The sequence below is a fragment of the Streptomyces sp. NBC_00316 genome (assembly GCF_036158715.1).
GTDB lineage: Bacteria > Actinomycetota > Actinomycetes > Streptomycetales > Streptomycetaceae > Streptomyces.
The window spans coordinates 3,921,903-3,937,710 of record NZ_CP108023.1 but is presented as its reverse complement, the minus strand read 5'-3'; the positions used below and the strand labels follow the sequence as shown (position 1 = coordinate 3,937,710).

The following is a 15,808-nucleotide window of genomic DNA, read 5'->3' as shown; positions in this document are numbered from 1 at the left end:
GGTTGAAGCCGACTTTCGACCGGCCCGGCGGCGATGCACGACCGGCGCGAGGCGGCGTCGGCCGGGCTGCTTGAATGGGTGGGTGACCCGAGCATCCCTGGACAAGCAGCCGCACGAAGTCGCCTCGATGTTCGACGACGTGGCGGCGAACTACGACCTCACCAACGACGTGCTGTCGCTCGGCCAGGCCCGGCTGTGGCGCAAGGAGGTCGCGAAGGCGGTGGACGCCCGCCCGGCGGAGAAGGTCCTCGACCTGGCCGCGGGCACGGCGACGTCCTCGCTGCCGTTCGCCGCCACCGGTGCGTACGTCGTGCCGTGCGACTTCTCCGTCGGCATGCTCCAAGTGGGCAAGAAGCGGCACTCCTGGCTGCCGTTCACCGCGGGCGACGCGACAAAGCTGCCGTTCCGCGACGAGACGTTCGACGCGGTGACGATCTCCTTCGGGCTGCGCAACGTCCAGGACACGGACACGGCGCTGCGCGAGCTGTACCGGGTGACCAAGCCGGGTGGCCGTGTGGTGATCTGCGAGTTCTCGCAGCCGACCTGGGCACCGTTCCGCACGGTCTACACCGAGTACCTGATGCGGGCGCTGCCCCCGGTCGCGCGCGCGGTGTCGTCCAACCCCGACGCGTACGTCTATCTCGCCGAATCCATCCGCGCGTGGCCCGACCAGGCCGGCCTCGCGCAGCTGCTGCAGAAGGCCGGCTGGTCGAACGTCGCCTGGCGCAATCTCACCGGTGGTGTCGTGGCACTGCACCGGGGCGTACGCGCCTGACGACGGAGCCGGCGCGGCGGGTACGGGCCTCGCACGGGTACGAGTCCCCCGCGGGAACGAGCCCCGCACGGCTACGAACCCCTGCATGGGGACGACATCGGGAGCCCTTCGGAAGGCTGATCAGCAGGCACCCATAGACTGCACGGGACATGTGCCGCGCGGCACGCGATTTCGAGTCCTCGGGAGATCCGACCGTGACCGAGCCCCTCTCCGAACACAGCGCGGATGTGATCGTCGTCGGGGCAGGCCCAGCCGGCTCCACGACCGCGTACTACCTCGCCAAGGCCGGACTCGACGTCCTTCTCCTGGAGAAGACCGCCTTCCCGCGCGAGAAGGTCTGCGGCGACGGCCTCACCCCGCGCGCCACCAAGCAGCTCGTCGCCATGGGCATCGACATCTCCGAAGAAGCCGGCTGGCTGCGCAACAAGGGCCTGCGCATCATCGGCGGCGGCGTCCGGCTCCAGCTCGACTGGCCGGATCTCGCCTCGTACCCGGACTACGGTCTGGTCCGCAAGCGCGACGACTTCGACGAGCAGCTGGCCCGCCAGGCGCAGAAGGCGGGCGCCCGGCTGTACGAGCGCTGCAATGTCGGCGCCCCGATCGTCGACGACCGCACCGGTCGCATCACCGGCGTGAACGCCAAGCTCGGCGAGGAGAAGACCCCGGTCACCTTCCACGCCCCGCTCGTGGTCGCCGCCGACGGCAACTCCACCCGGCTGTCGCTCGCCATGGGCCTGCACCGCCGCGAGGACCGTCCGATGGGTGTGGCGGTCCGTACGTACTTCACCTCGCCCCGCCATGACGACGACTACCTGGAGTCCTGGCTGGAGCTGTGGGACCGGCGCGGCCCCCAGGACCGGCTGCTGCCGGGCTACGGCTGGATCTTCGGCATGGGCGACGGCACGTCCAACGTCGGCCTCGGCATCCTCAACTCGTCGTCCGCGTTCAAGGAACTGGACTGGCGCGAGGTCCTCAAGGCGTGGTGCGCCTCGATGCCCGCCGACTGGGGCTACACCGAGGAGAACATGACGGGGCCCATCCGCGGCGCCGCGCTCCCGATGGCCTTCAACCGCCAGCCGCACTACACCAAGGGGCTGCTGCTCGTCGGCGACGCCGGCGGCATGGTCAACCCGTTCAACGGCGAAGGCATCGCGTACGCCATGGAGTCGGGCCAGATCGCCGCGGACGTCATCGTTCAGGCCCACGCCCGCGCCACCCCCGCCCAGCGCGAACTGGCGTTGCAGAACTATCCGAAGACCCTCAAGGAGACCTACGGCGGCTACTACACGATGGGCCGCGCCTTCGTGAAGCTGATCGGCAACCCGAAGGTCATGAAGATCGCCACGCAGCGTGGTCTGACGCACCCGCTGCTGATGAAGTTCACGCTGAAGATGCTGGCCAACCTCACCGACCCGACGGGCGGCGACGCGATGGACCGCATCATCAACGGCCTGGCGAAGGTCGCCCCGCGGTCCTGACCGTACGGCGGCGTCCGGTCAGTAGTAGCCCTTCTCGCCGTCGATGATCTCCCGCACGGCATCGAGATGACCGGCGTGCCGGGCGGTCTCCTCGATCATGTGGAAGAGCATCCACCGCAGATTCGCGGAGGCGAGCTCGAAGTCGGGATGACGGCCCACGTCCTCCAGGGCGTGGGCCGCGACGATCTCGTCGGTGACGGCGCACTGCTGCTCGTACTCCTCGAGCAGCTGCGCGAGCGGAATGCCGTCGACCCGCATGTCGGCATCCTCGGTGTCCGGGTCGAACCGCGGCCCCACGGCGGGCCGGCCGAGGAACATCACCTCGAACCAGTAGTTCTCGACCCAGCGCAGATGCGAGACGAGCCCCGCGGCCGACAGACGGGGCGAGGCGGGAAGCACGGCCCGGTGCGCATCCCTCTCGGAGAGCCCCGCGCACTTCCAGTGGATGACGGCTCGCTGCATGTCGAACCAGCCGAGCAACTGGGTGCGCTCGTCGGCTTCGTACGGTGGGCGTGTACGCGGGCGTGTCATGGGAGCCGAAGCTATCGCACCGGCCGCGACGGGTGTGGCGAATGCCGGGTGAGGATGCTGCGCCCCCTGTCCGCGCACCCGCTTCCCGTCCGCCGGGCCCCTCCCTACGCCGACGCAGTCATGGCAGATGTATCCACAAGGGGGCTTCGTCATGATTCAGGGGCAGACGCGCAGACGGTTCCTGGCCGGCACCGGCGGGGCGCTCGGCGCCGCAGCACTGTGGCCCGCGGGCAGCGCAGAGGCCGCCGGGGACGCCGGGGCAGGCGCGTGGCCGTGCCGGGCGGTGGGGCGTCGGGTCTGAGCGGCCGCCCATGAGCTCGCCGAGCGGGGCCGCGCCGTGACCGTCCACGCGTACCACGGCGTCCTCGGCGGCAAGGCCCGCTCCATGGACGTGCCCGGCACCGGAGAGGTGCGCTTCGGGCCGGGACTTCCGGACACCTTCGATCCGGGGTGAGCGCGCGGCCTCCGGGGCGGTACGCACGGCTGAGGGCCGCCACTCCCGAGCGGGGAAGTGACGGCCCTCGGCCGGATCACCTGCGCTTGTGAATCCGAGAACGCGGCGGCCCCGGAGTGCGCGACGGACTCAGAGAACGCGGACCGCGCCCGACGGCGGGTCGTAGTCCAGCGAGCGGAGCACCACACCGGTGCTCGGGTTCTGCGCACCGACGAACTGGCCGCCGCCCACGTAGACACCGACGTGGTACGCGGAACCCGCGCCACCCCAGTACAGGATGTCGCCGGGCTGCAGGTTGCTCAGGGAGACCTGGGTGCCGGCGGTCGACTGGGCCTGCGAAACGCGCGGCAGGTCGACGCCCACCGAGCGGAACGCGGCCTGGACCAGGCCGGAGCAGTCCCAGGAGTTGGGGCCGGTGCCGCCGGACACGTACGCGTCGCCGACCTGCGCCTTGACGAACGCGATGACGGACGCGGCGGAGCCGGTGGCGCTCGACGAGGAGGTCGCAGCGGTCGCGCCGGACGTCGCGCTGAGCGTCGTGCGGGCCTGGGAGCGGGAAGCGCGCTCGGCAGCCTCCGCCTTGGCCTTGGCGGCCGCCTCGGCCTTCTTCTTGGCCTCTGCCTTGCGCACGGCCTCCGCCTTGGCCTTCTTGGCGTCCTTGGCGGCGGTGGTCGCTGCGGCGTCCTCGTGGGCCTGCGTCTCCAGGTCCAGGGCGACCTGCTGCGTGGCCTCGGCGGACTCGGCGACGGCGGTGGAGACCCCGGAGGTGAGAGTGGGCATCTCGATGGTCTGGGTCACCGGCTCGGCCTGGGCCGGACCGGTGGCCGCGGCGACCGCGATGGTGCTGAGGACGCCACCGGCAACTCCGGCCCGCAGCGCCGTCTTCGAGGCGCTTCGGCGGGGCTTCCGGTGGCTGGGTATGTGAGCGGTGTGGGACATGAGTACTAGCGCTATCAGGGCCTCAGGGGTCCCTTCAAGAAACGTGTGTTGCGACACAGTTACGTACGGAATCTGTGAATCCGCTTTCTGGGAGCCCTTATTGACGCCGTAACGGGCAAAACGGGCACGCGTCATCATGGCTGTGATCACGGTCTTTCGGTAATTCGCCCGAATTGCCCACCACTTACCATCCGTTCACACCAATGGCCAAGCCCGCTTTTGTTGAAGGCCGGGTGAAGTGATGCAGGTCACAGCATGACTGTTACATGGTGGGCATAAGAGCGGCCGACGCATTCGGGCCGCCGGCGGCGCCGGGCGGGCCGTCGTCCCGCCCGGGTGATCGCGTGCGCCGGCGCGCGTCCACTTCGCTCCCTCGGACCCCCTCGCGCGGGTGAGTCCCGGCCGGGGCGGATCCTCTTACCACTCGCTGCCGTCCATTGCCAATTTGCATGTCGAGGCGTCTGATTGTTAGTGGAAACATCGCTTTGACCAGCGGTAACAACATCAGATGTCACGTCTCGTGATTGCCCGGCCGCTTTGCGTACGAAGATCACCTCTCATCCGACTTCATGATCGTTCGCCGGGTGGTGGAGATCACAAAGTCGGTGTAGTACCCCGTGTCGCAGATCACAGGACGGCAGGCATAAGATGCGGGGCAGTCGGGCTTGTGAACTGCCTCACATGTGCACGATCTTGGTGAGGTGGCGAGCCGGTCGCCCGATGCGGTCCAACGGTCAAGGACGACTGGAAGGAGCGAGGAGCGTGAATGCCTACGCGCCCATCCTCGTGCTCGGCGCCCTCGGGGCAGGGTTTGCGATCTTTTCCGTGGTCATGGCCACGCTGATCGGCCCAAAGCGGTACAACCGGGCAAAGCTCGAAGCGTACGAGTGCGGTATCGAACCCACCCCCACTCCAGCCGGAGGCGGCCGCTTCCCCATCAAGTACTACCTGACGGCGATGCTCTTCATCGTCTTCGACATCGAGATCGTCTTCCTCTATCCCTGGGCGGTCACCTTCGACTCCCTGGGGATCTTCGGGCTCGTGGAGATGCTGCTCTTCGTGCTCACCGTCTTCGTCGCCTACGCATATGTATGGCGCCGCGGCGGTCTGGAATGGGACTGAGGGGCTGAGGGGCACACCATGGGACTGGAAGAGAAGCTGCCCAGCGGCTTCGTGCTGACCACTGTCGAGCAGGCGGCCGGCTGGGTGCGGAAGTCCTCCGTCTTCCCCGCCACGTTCGGCCTCGCCTGCTGCGCCATCGAGATGATGACGACCGGAGCCGGGCGTTACGACCTGGCCCGTTTCGGGATGGAGGTCTTCCGCGGATCGCCGCGGCAGGCGGATCTGATGATCGTCGCAGGGCGGGTCAGCCAGAAGATGGCGCCCGTCCTTCGGCAGGTCTACGACCAGATGCCGAACCCCAAGTGGGTCATCTCCATGGGGGTTTGCGCATCATCGGGTGGAATGTTCAACAATTACGCCATTGTGCAGGGTGTTGATCACATTGTCCCGGTCGATATCTATTTGCCGGGTTGCCCGCCGCGTCCCGAGATGCTGATGGACGCCATTCTCAAGCTCCACCAGAAGATCCAGGGCTCCAAGCTCGGGGTCAACGCGGAGGAGGCCGCCCGCGAGGCGGAGGACGCGGCACTGAAGGCGCTTCCCCTGATCGAGATGAAGGGGCTGCTGCGGTGAGCGACGAGCGGAACAACAACGGCGTACCCGCCCCGCGAGACGAGTCCGGCGAGGTCATCGGCGTACGCAAGGGCATGTTCGGCGCCAACAACGGCGGCGACACCTCCGGCTACGGTGGCCTCGTCCGCACGGTGACGCTGCCGGGCGCCACGCCCCGGCCGTACGGCGGCTGGTTCGACGAGGTGGCCGACGAGCTCGAAGGGGCTCTGGAGGAGCAGGACCTGCTTCCCGGGAACGCCATCGAGAAGACCGTCGTCGACCGCGGTGAGCTCACCTTCCACATCGCCCGTGAGCATCTGGTCCAGGTCGCACGCACGCTGCGCGACGACCCGGCTCTGCGCTTCGAGCTCTGTACGGGGGTGAGCGGTGTCCATTTCCTCGGCGACAAGGGCCGCGAGCTGCACGCCGTCTACCACCTGAGGTCGATCACGCACGGCCGGCTGATCCGGCTGGAGGTCTCGGCCCCGGACAGCGACCCGCACATCCCGTCGCTCGTCACGGTCTATCCGACCAACGACTGGCACGAGCGCGAGGCCTACGACTTCTTCGGGCTCGTCTTCGACGGGCACCCGGCCCTCACCCGGATCATGATGCCGGACGACTGGCAGGGCTTCCCGCAGCGCAAGGACTATCCGCTCGGCGGCATCGCCGTCGAGTACAAGGGCGCCCAGATCCCGGCTCCGGACCAGCGGAGGTCGTACTCCTGATGACTACTCCCCATGCGACACCCAGGGCCACGACCGAGGGGACTGTATATACAGTCACCGGCGGCGACTGGGACGAGGTCGTCGAATCGGCGGTCAAGTCCGACGACGAGCGCATCATCGTCAACATGGGTCCCCAGCACCCGTCCACGCACGGCGTGCTGCGGCTGATCCTGGAGATCGACGGCGAGACCGTCACCGAGGCCCGCTGCGGCATCGGCTACCTCCACACCGGCATCGAGAAGAACCTCGAATTCCGGAACTGGACCCAGGGCACCACGTTCGTGACGCGCATGGACTACCTGACGCCGTTCTTCAACGAGACGGCGTACTGCCTGGGCGTCGAGAAGCTGCTCGGTATCGAGGACCAGATCCCCGACCGGGCGAGCGTCCTGCGCGTCCTGCTGATGGAGCTCAACCGGATCTCCTCGCACCTGGTGTGCATCGCCACCGGCGGCATGGAGCTCGGCGCCACCACGATCATGATCTACGGGTTCCGCGATCGTGAACTGGTTCTCGATCTCTTCGAGCTGATCACCGGCCTGCGGATGAACCACGCGTTCGTCCGGCCCGGCGGCCTCGCCCAGGACCTGCCGCCGGGCGCGGTCGACCAGCTGCGCGAGTTCGTGAAGACCATGAAGAAGAACCTGCCGGAGTACGACAAGCTCGCCACCGGCAACCCCATCTTCAAGGCCCGCATGCAGGACGTCGGCTATCTCGACCTGACCGGCTGCATGGCGCTCGGTGCCACCGGCCCGATCCTGCGTTCCGCCGGACTCCCGCACGACCTGCGCAAGACGGACCCCTACTGCGGGTACGAGAACTACGATTTCGACGTCCCCACCGCCGACAGCTGCGACGCCTACGGCCGCTTCCTCATCCGGCTGGAGGAGATGCGCCAGTCGCTGCGGATCATCGAGCAGTGCATCGACCGGCTCGCCCCGGGCCCGGTCATGGTCGCCGACAAGAAGATCGCCTGGCCCGCGCAGCTTGCGCTCGGGCCCGACGGGCTCGGCAACTCGCTCGACCACATCAAGAAGATCATGGGCACCTCCATGGAGGCCCTGATCCATCACTTCAAGCTGGTGACCGAGGGCTTCCGGGTCCCGGCCGGACAGACGTACACCGCGGTCGAGTCGCCCAAGGGCGAACTCGGCGTGCATGTCGTCTCGGACGGCGGCACCCGCCCCTACCGGGTCCACTTCCGCGACCCGTCCTTCACCAATCTGCAGGCCATGGCGGCGATGTGCGAGGGCGGCCAGGTCGCCGACGTCATCGTCGCCGTCGCGTCCATCGACCCCGTGATGGGAGGCGTCGACCGGTGACCGAAGCACGTCAGGAAGTCAGTCTGGGGATGCCGCAGCTCCCCGCCCCCGCCTACCCGGCCGAGGTACGCGCCCGGCTCGAAGCGGACGCGAAGGAGGTGATGGCCCGCTACCCCGACAGCCGCTCCGCACTGCTGCCGCTGCTGCACCTGGTGCAGTCGGAGGAGGGGTACGTCTCCCGTACGGGCATGGCGCTCTGCGCCGAGCTGCTCGGCCTCACCACCGCCGAGGTCACCGCGGTCGCCACCTTCTACACGATGTACCGGCGCAAGCCGAGCGGTGACTACCAGGTCGGTGTCTGCACCAACACGCTGTGCGCGGTGATGGGCGGCGACGCCATCTTCGACCGGCTGAAGCAGCACCTCGGCGTCGGCAACAACGAGACGACGGAGGACGGCAGGGTCACCCTCGAACACATCGAGTGCAACGCGGCCTGCGACTTCGCCCCCGTCGTGATGGTCAACTGGGAGTTCTTCGACAACCAGACGCCCGAGAGCGCGACGCAGCTCGTCGACGACCTGATCGCCGGGCGCACCGTCGAACCCACCCGCGGTGCCCCGCTCTGCTCGTACAAGGAGACCGCCCGGATCCTGGCCGGCTTCCCCGACCAGCGCCCCGGCGCCGTCGAGGCGACCGGTGGCGCCGGCCCCGCCTCACTCGTCGGCCTCCGGCTGGCGAAGGGCGAGGAGCTGCACCCGAAGGTCGTCGCTCCGCGGGGCGAGTCGGCACGCTCCGAAGCTCCGCAGGACCGTCCGCAGCCGGGCGCCGAGCACCTCAGCTCGAACGACGCACCGCAGCAGACCTCTGCATCCGACCCGGAGCACCCGGCCGGTCCCGCAGCTGAGGAGGGAGAGTGATGACATTGGCAGCCGAAATCAACGACGGGGGCGGCAACGGCGGCGGGGCCGGCCCCGAGAAGCTGCTCTCGCCCGTGCTCTCCGCCTTCTGGGACGAGCCCGAGTCCTGGACGCTGGACACGTACAAGCGGCACGGCGGTTACGAGGGGCTGCGCAAGGCCCTCGCCATGTCGCCGGACGACCTCATCGCGTACGTCAAGGACTCCGGACTGCGCGGCCGCGGCGGCGCCGGCTTCCCCACGGGCATGAAGTGGCAGTTCATCCCGCAGGGAGACGGCAAGCCGCACTACCTGGTGGTCAACGCCGACGAGTCGGAGCCGGGGACCTGCAAGGACATCCCGCTCCTCTTCGCCAACCCGCACAGCCTCATCGAGGGCATCGTGATCGCCTGCTACGCGATCCGCTCCTCGCACGCCTTCATCTATCTGCGCGGTGAAGCCGTCCCCGTGCTGCGGCGTCTGCACGAGGCCGTGCGCGAGGCGCACGAGGCGGGCTATCTCGGGACGAGCATCCTGGGCTCGGGGCTCGACCTGGAGCTCACCGTGCACGCGGGCGCGGGCGCGTACATCTGCGGTGAGGAGACCGCGCTGCTCGACTCGCTCGAAGGGCGACGCGGCCAGCCCCGGCTGCGGCCCCCCTTCCCCGCGGTCGCCGGTCTGTACGCCTGCCCCACTGTGGTGAACAACGTCGAATCCATCGCGTCGGTTCCCGCGATCCTGAGCAACGGCAAGGACTGGTTCAAGTCCATGGGCAGCGAGAAGTCCCCGGGCTTCACGCTGTATTCGCTCAGCGGGCACGTCGCCACCCCCGGCCAGTACGAGGCGCCGCTCGGCATCACGCTGCGCCAGCTGCTCGACATGGGCGGCGGGATGCGGCCCGGCCACCGGCTGAAGTTCTGGACCCCGGGCGGCTCCTCCACCCCGATGTTCACCGACGAGCACCTCGATGTGCCCCTCGACTACGAGGGGGTCGGCGCCGCCGGTTCCATGCTCGGCACCAAGGCGCTCCAGTGCTTCGACGAGACGACCTGTGTCGTGCGGGCCGTCACCCGCTGGACCGAGTTCTACGCCCATGAGTCCTGCGGCAAGTGCACGCCCTGCCGTGAAGGCACCTACTGGCTCGTCCAGTTGCTCCGCGACATCGAGGCCGGCAAGGGACAGCTGGCCGACCTCGACAAGCTGAACGACATCGCCGACAACATCAACGGCAAGTCCTTCTGCGCCCTCGGCGACGGCGCCGCCGCACCGATCTTCTCCTCGCTGAAGTACTTCCGCGAGGAGTACGAGCAGCACATCACCGGCAAGGGCTGCCCGTTCGATCCCGCCAAGTCGACCGCCTGGGCCGACGACAAGAACGCTCACCAGGAGGTGAACGCATGACAGTCACCACAAGTGCGCCCTCCGGGGGCGGCGAGGCGGCGGTCCCGCCCGAGGACCTGGTCACGCTGACCATCGACGGCATCGAGATCAGCGTGCCCAAGGGCACCCTGGTCATCCGCGCCGCCGAACTCCTCGGCATCGAGATCCCGCGCTTCTGCGACCACCCGCTCCTCGACCCGGCCGGCGCCTGCCGGCAGTGCATCGTCGAGGTCGAGGGCCAGCGCAAGCCGATGGCGTCCTGCACCATCACCTGCACCGACGGCATGGTCGTCAAGTCGCAGCTCACCTCGCCGGTCGCCGACAAGGCGCAGCGCGGCGTGATGGAGCTGCTGCTGATCAACCACCCGCTGGACTGCCCGGTCTGCGACAAGGGCGGCGAGTGCCCCCTGCAGAACCAGGCGATGTCGCACGGCGACCCGGACTCCCGGTTCGACGGACAGAAGCGGACGTACGAGAAGCCCGTCCCCATCTCCACCCAGGTGCTGCTGGACCGTGAGCGGTGCGTGCTGTGCGCACGCTGCACCCGGTTCTCCAACCAGGTGGCGGGCGACCCGATGATCGAGCTGATCGAGCGCGGCGCGCTCCAGCAGGTCGGCACGGGCGAGGGCGACCCGTTCGAGTCGTACTTCTCCGGCAACACCATCCAGATCTGCCCGGTCGGTGCGCTGACCTCGGCGGCGTACCGATTCCGCTCCCGGCCCTTCGACCTGGTGTCGTCGCCGTCGGTGTGCGAGCACTGCGCGGGTGGTTGCGCGACCCGCACCGACCACCGGCGCGGCAAGGTCATGCGGCGGCTCGCCGCCAACGACCCCGAGGTCAACGAGGAGTGGGTCTGCGACAAGGGCCGCTTCGGGTTCCGTTACGCGCAGCAGCGGGACCGGCTCACCACCCCGCTGGTGCGGAACGCGGACGGCGTCCTCGAACCGGCGAGCTGGCCCGAGGCGCTGGAGGCCGCGGCCGCCGGACTCGCCGCCGCCCGCGGCCGGACCGGTGTCCTCACCGGCGGCCGGCTGACCGTCGAGGACGCGTACGCGTACAGCAAGTTCGCCCGGACCGCCCTCGACACGAACGACGTCGACTTCCGGGCCCGGGTGCACAGCAGCGAGGAGGCCGACTTCCTGGCCGCCCGCGTCGCCGGACGCGGACGCGATCTGGACGGCAGCGGGATCACGTACACCTCGCTGGAGAAGGCCGCGACCGTGCTGCTGGTCGGCTTCGAGTCCGAGGAGGAGGCGCCCGGCGTCTTCCTGCGGCTGCGCAAGGCCCACCGCAAGCACGGCCAGCGCACCTTCGCCGTCGCCTCGCACGCCACCCGCGGGCTGACGAAGGCCGGCGGCACGCTGCTGGCCGCCGCACCCGGCACCGAGACCGAGTGGCTGGACGCGATCGCGGGCGGCGTCGGACTCGAAGGCGACGGGGCCGCGGCCGCCGAGGCGCTGCGCGGCGGTGACGCCGTCATCGTCGTGGGCGAGCGGCTGGCCGGGGTGCCGGGCGGGCTGACCGCCGCGGTACGGGCGGCGACCGCGACCGGGTCCCGCCTGGTGTGGATCCCGCGCCGGGCCGGCGAGCGCGGCGCGGTGGAGGCGGGCGCGCTCCCGTCGCTGCTGCCCGGCGGCCGTCCGGCCACCGACCCGCGGGCCAGGGACGAGGTGGCGGCCGTCTGGGGCGTCGCCGAGCTGCCGGCCCGGTTCGGCCGCGACACCGGCCAGATCGTCGAGGCCGCGGCCACCGGCGAACTGGGCGCGCTGCTCGTCGCCGGCGTCGAGGCCGTCGACCTGCCCGACCCGGCCCGTGCCCTGGAGGCGCTGGACCAGGTCGGGTTCCTGGTCTCGCTGGAGCTGCGGCCCAGCGAGGTCACCGAGCGGGCCGACGTGGTGTTCCCCGTCGCCGCGGTGGCCGAGAAGGCCGGCACCTTCCTCAACTGGGAGGGCAGGGCCCGGATGTTCGAGGCCGCGCTGAAGCCCGAGCAGATGACGCGGTCCCTCGCGCCGACCGACGCCCGGGTGCTGCACATGCTGGCGGACGCCCTCGACGTCCACCTCGCCCTGCCGGACCTGAAGTCCGTACGCCGTGAGCTGGACCGGCTCGGCGGCTGGACCGGCACGCACGCCACCGACCCGCAGGCGTCGGCGCAGCCGCTGCCCCGGCCCGGTGACGGCGAGGCGCTCCTCGCGGGCCACCGGCTGCTGCTCGACCAGGGGCGGCTCCAGGAGGGTGATGCCGCGCTGGCCGGCACCCGGCACGCCGCGGTCGCCCGGCTCTCCGCCGTCACCGCGGCCGAGACGGGGGTGAAGGACGGCGATCTGCTGGCCGTCACCGGACCGTCCGGCAGCGTCGAACTCCCCCTGCAGGTCACCGACATGCCGGACCGGGTGGTCTGGGTGCCGCTGAACTCCGCCGGGCGGGGCGTACCGGCCGACACCGGCGCCCGCCCCGGCGGCCTGGTCCGGATCGGTCCCGCCGCCCCGGGGACTTCCGCACCGGGAACTCCCGACGTCTCACCGGAGGTGCGAGCGTGACTGGCTTCGCTCACCTGGCCGCGGCGCCCGACCGCGCCGTACTCGCCGCCGAGGATCTGTCGATGTTCGGCACCGACCCCTGGTGGCTCGTCGTCATCAAGGCGGTGTTCTGCTTCGCCTTCCTGATGGTGACCGTGCTCTTCTCCATCGTGTGGGAGCGCAAGGTCGTCGCCTGGATGCAGCTGCGCATCGGCCCGAACCGGCACGGCCCCTGGGGCATGCTCCAGTCGCTCGCCGACGGCATCAAGCTGATGCTGAAGGAAGACGTCATCGTCAAGCGGGCGGACAAGGTCGTCTATGTCCTCGCGCCGATCGTCGCCGCCGTACCGGCGTTCATGGCGATCGCGGTGATCCCGTTCGGCCCGTCCGGCAACGAGGTCTCGATCTTCGGCCACCGTACGGCGATGCAGCTGACCGACCTGCCGATCGCGATGCTCTACGTCCTCGCGGTCGCCTCGGTCGGCATCTACGGCATCGTGCTGGCGGGCTGGTCCTCCGGCTCGACGTACCCGCTCCTCGGCGGGCTGCGCTCCTGCGCGCAGATGATCTCGTACGAGATCGCGATGGGCGCCGCCTTCGCCTCCGTCTTCCTCTACTCGGGGTCGATGTCGACCTCGAAGATCGTGGAGGCGCAGCAGGACCGATGGTTCATCCTCCTGCTGCCGGTCTCGTTCATCATCTACATCGTCACGATGGTCGGCGAGACCAACCGCGCCCCGTTCGACATGCCGGAGTCCGAGGGCGACCTGGTCGGCGGCTTCAACACCGAGTACTCGTCGATCAAGTTCGCGATGTTCATGCTCGCCGAGTACGTCAACATGGTCACCGTCTCCGCGGTCTCCACGACCCTGTTCCTGGGCGGCTGGCGGGCCCCGTGGCCGATCAGCACCTTCTGGGAGGGGGCGAACCACGGCTGGTGGCCGTTGCTCTGGTTCGTCATCAAGGTCCAGCTGCTGCTGTTCTTCTTCATCTGGCTGCGCGGCACCCTGCCCCGCGTCCGCTACGACCAGCTGATGAAGCTCGGCTGGAAGGTCCTGATCCCGGTCTCCGTGGTCTGGCTGATGCTGGTCGCGACCGTGCGTGCGCTGCGCAACGAGGGCTACGACTTCACGAGCGTCGTGCTGTACGTGGTGGGCGCCGTGCTCGCGATCCTGCTGATCTCCTTCGTCGCCGACCTCTTCCGGGACCGCTCGGCCAAGGCGGCCGAGGCGGAAGCGGGACCGGAACCCGCGTTCGACCCGATGGCAGGCGGATTCCCGGTGCCACCGCTGCCCGGACAGACCCTGCCGCCGGTACCGCGCCGCAGGCCACGGCATGAGCGGGAGCTCGTTGTCAGTGGCGGGCCGGATACTCAGAGTGACAGCAGTCGGACGGGTGGAAGCCCCAGCGACGGAAAGGAGGCTGACGGTGTCTGAGTCATCGGAACCCTCGGGGGAGAAGTTCCAGAACCCCGTGGCCGGCTTCGGCGTGACCTTCAAGGCCATGTTCAAGAAGCGGCTGACCGAGCAGTACCCGGAACAGCAGAAGGTGACGGCGCCGCGCTTCCACGGCCGGCATCAGCTCAACCGCCACCCGGACGGCCTGGAGAAGTGCGTCGGCTGCGAGCTGTGCGCCTGGGCGTGTCCGGCGGACGCCATCTACGTGGAGGGCGCGGACAACACCGACGAGGAGCGTTACTCCCCGGGTGAGCGCTACGGCCGCGTCTACCAGATCAACTACGCGCGCTGCATTCTCTGCGGACTGTGCATCGAGGCCTGCCCGACCCGGGCGCTGACGATGACCAACGAGTTCGAGCTCGCCAACACCACCCGCGAGAGCCTCATCTACACCAAGGACGAGCTGCTCGCGGGCCTGGAGGAAGGCATGGTCGACAGTCCGCACGCGATCTACCCGGGGATGGACGAGCAGGACTACTACCGGGGGCTGGTGACCGAGGCCGCGCCCGGTACGGAGCGTCAGGTCGCCGTCTCCAAGGGCGAGTCCAAGGAGCAGTCGGCCGAGAACGAGGAGGCGGACGCATGACCGGCCTGGCCGCGGCGGCCTCCGCCACGTCGACGGGCGAGGCCGTCCAGTTCTGGATCCTCGGCACCGTCGCCGTGCTCGGCGCGCTGTCCACCGTACTGATGAAGAAGGCCGTGCACAGTGCGCTGAGCCTCGCCGGGACCATGATCGTCCTGGCGGTCTTCTATCTCGCCAACGGCGCGTACTTCCTCGGCGTCGTCCAGATCGTCGTCTACACGGGCGCGATCATGATGCTGTTCCTCTTCGTGGTCATGCTCGTCGGTGTCACGGCGGCGGACTCGCTGAAGGAGACCCTCAAGGGCCAGCGCTGGCTGGCCGCCGCCTGCGGGCTCGGCTTCGGCGTCCTGCTGATCGCGGGCATCGGCCACGCCTCCCTGAACAGCTTCAACGGGCTCGGCAGCGCCAACGCCGCGCACGGCGGGAACGTCGAGGGGCTGGCCAGCCTCATCTTCACCAAGTACGTCTTCGCCTTCGAGATCACCGGCGCCCTGCTGATCACGGCGACCGTCGGCGCGATGGTGCTCACCCACCGCGAGCGCACCGAACGGGCCCGGACCCAGCGGGAGATGTCCGAGGCGCGCGTGCGCAGCAATCACCTGCCGCCGCTGCCCGCCCCGGGTGTCTACGCCCGGCACAACGCCGTGGACATCGCCGGCCTGCTCCCGGACGGCACCCCGTCCGAGCTCACCGTCATGCAGACGCTGCGCAAGCGCGGTCAGATCCGCGACGTGTCGAACGAGTCGCTCGCCAACCTCAAGGCGCTGGAGCAGCGCTCCGAGGAACGGCTCGGCCGTGACAAGGAAGGGGAGGAGGTCGCCAAGTGAACCCGGTCAACTACCTCTATCTCGCCGCGCTGTTGTTCACCATCGGCGCGTCCGGCGTGCTGATCAGGCGGAACGCGATCGTGGTGTTCATGTGCGTGGAGCTGATGCTCAACGCCTGCAACCTCGCGTTCGTGACGTTCTCCCGCATGCACGGCAACCTCGACGGCCAGATCATCGCCTTCTTCACGATGGTCGTCGCCGCCGCCGAAGTCGTGGTCGGGCTCGCGATCATCGTGTCGCTGTTCCGTTCCCGCCACTCGGCCTCGGTCGACGACGCCAGCCTGATGAAGCTGTAAGGGGACGCTG

15 protein-coding genes are annotated in these 15,808 nt (G+C 69.3%); 13 read left to right on the top strand and 2 right to left on the bottom strand.

Translation table 11 applies throughout. From position 1 onward, the window contains the following. The first annotated feature begins 82 nt into the window (after positions 1-82). Both OG878_RS17470 and OG878_RS17465 read left to right on the top strand, forming a co-directional pair. Positions 83-775, top strand: a complete 693-nt coding sequence (locus OG878_RS17470; protein ID WP_328887637.1) for a demethylmenaquinone methyltransferase — start codon at positions 83-85, stop codon at positions 773-775. 194 nt (positions 776-969) lie between these two features. Next, positions 970-2,253, top strand: coding sequence for a geranylgeranyl reductase family protein (locus OG878_RS17465; protein WP_277327770.1), 1,284 nt, complete (start codon positions 970-972; stop codon positions 2,251-2,253). Positions 2,254-2,271: 18 nt separating this feature from the next. On the opposite strand, the gene OG878_RS17460 is transcribed toward OG878_RS17465, so the two are convergent. Further along, complete coding sequence (locus OG878_RS17460) at positions 2,272-2,784, bottom strand: DinB family protein (protein ID WP_328887636.1); 513 nt, start codon at positions 2,782-2,784, stop codon at positions 2,272-2,274. Positions 2,785-3,367: 583 nt separating this feature from the next. After that, positions 3,368-4,177 carry a C40 family peptidase gene (locus OG878_RS17450; protein ID WP_328887635.1) on the bottom strand — a complete coding sequence of 270 codons (810 nt, stop codon included), beginning with the start codon at positions 4,175-4,177 and terminating at the stop codon, positions 3,368-3,370. Between the two features lie 762 nt (positions 4,178-4,939). Between OG878_RS17450 and OG878_RS17445 the strand changes: the two genes are divergently transcribed. From OG878_RS17445 to nuoK, 11 genes are read left to right on the top strand one after another with little or no spacing between them, the layout of a single operon-like run. Beyond that, entirely contained in the window at positions 4,940-5,299 is a 360-nt protein-coding gene (locus tag OG878_RS17445; protein ID WP_030379754.1) for an NADH-quinone oxidoreductase subunit A, read from the top strand. Positions 5,300-5,317: 18 nt separating this feature from the next. Further along, positions 5,318-5,872, top strand: a complete 555-nt coding sequence (locus OG878_RS17440; RefSeq protein WP_030926341.1) for a NuoB/complex I 20 kDa subunit family protein — start codon at positions 5,318-5,320, stop codon at positions 5,870-5,872. Next, on the top strand, positions 5,869-6,579 hold the full coding sequence (locus OG878_RS17435) for an NADH-quinone oxidoreductase subunit C (RefSeq protein WP_328887634.1): 711 nt from the start codon (positions 5,869-5,871) through the stop codon (positions 6,577-6,579). The genes OG878_RS17440 and OG878_RS17435 overlap by 4 nt, the downstream gene beginning before the upstream one ends. Continuing rightward, a complete protein-coding gene (locus tag OG878_RS17430) occupies positions 6,579-7,901 on the top strand; it encodes an NADH-quinone oxidoreductase subunit D (RefSeq protein WP_328887633.1) in 1,323 nt (440 codons plus the stop codon). The genes OG878_RS17435 and OG878_RS17430 overlap by 1 nt, the downstream gene beginning before the upstream one ends. 29 nt (positions 7,902-7,930) lie before the next feature. Further along, positions 7,931-8,758, top strand: coding sequence for an NADH-quinone oxidoreductase subunit NuoE (gene nuoE / locus OG878_RS17425; protein WP_328891278.1), 828 nt, complete (start codon positions 7,931-7,933; stop codon positions 8,756-8,758). Then, positions 8,758-10,137: an NADH-quinone oxidoreductase subunit NuoF gene (gene nuoF / locus OG878_RS17420; protein ID WP_328887632.1), complete on the top strand. Its 1,380-nt coding sequence runs from the start codon at positions 8,758-8,760 to the stop codon at positions 10,135-10,137. Before nuoE ends, nuoF begins: the two co-directional genes overlap by 1 nt. Next, a complete protein-coding gene (locus tag OG878_RS17415; protein WP_328887631.1) occupies positions 10,134-12,656 on the top strand; it encodes an NADH-quinone oxidoreductase subunit G in 2,523 nt (840 codons plus the stop codon). The genes nuoF and OG878_RS17415 overlap by 4 nt, the downstream gene beginning before the upstream one ends. Next, entirely contained in the window at positions 12,653-14,071 is a 1,419-nt protein-coding gene (nuoH, locus tag OG878_RS17410; protein WP_328887630.1) for an NADH-quinone oxidoreductase subunit NuoH, read from the top strand. The genes OG878_RS17415 and nuoH overlap by 4 nt, the downstream gene beginning before the upstream one ends. Next, positions 14,064-14,678: an NADH-quinone oxidoreductase subunit NuoI gene (gene nuoI, locus OG878_RS17405; RefSeq protein ID WP_328887629.1), complete on the top strand. Its 615-nt coding sequence runs from the start codon at positions 14,064-14,066 to the stop codon at positions 14,676-14,678. The genes nuoH and nuoI overlap by 8 nt, the downstream gene beginning before the upstream one ends. Beyond that, complete coding sequence (locus OG878_RS17400) at positions 14,675-15,502, top strand: NADH-quinone oxidoreductase subunit J (RefSeq protein ID WP_328887628.1); 828 nt, start codon at positions 14,675-14,677, stop codon at positions 15,500-15,502. The genes nuoI and OG878_RS17400 overlap by 4 nt, the downstream gene beginning before the upstream one ends. Continuing rightward, the gene (gene nuoK / locus OG878_RS17395) at positions 15,499-15,798 is read left to right on the top strand and encodes an NADH-quinone oxidoreductase subunit NuoK (protein ID WP_024493678.1); all 300 of its coding nucleotides are present in this window, start codon (positions 15,499-15,501) and stop codon (positions 15,796-15,798) included. Before OG878_RS17400 ends, nuoK begins: the two co-directional genes overlap by 4 nt. The last annotated feature ends 10 nt before the right edge of the window (positions 15,799-15,808 follow it).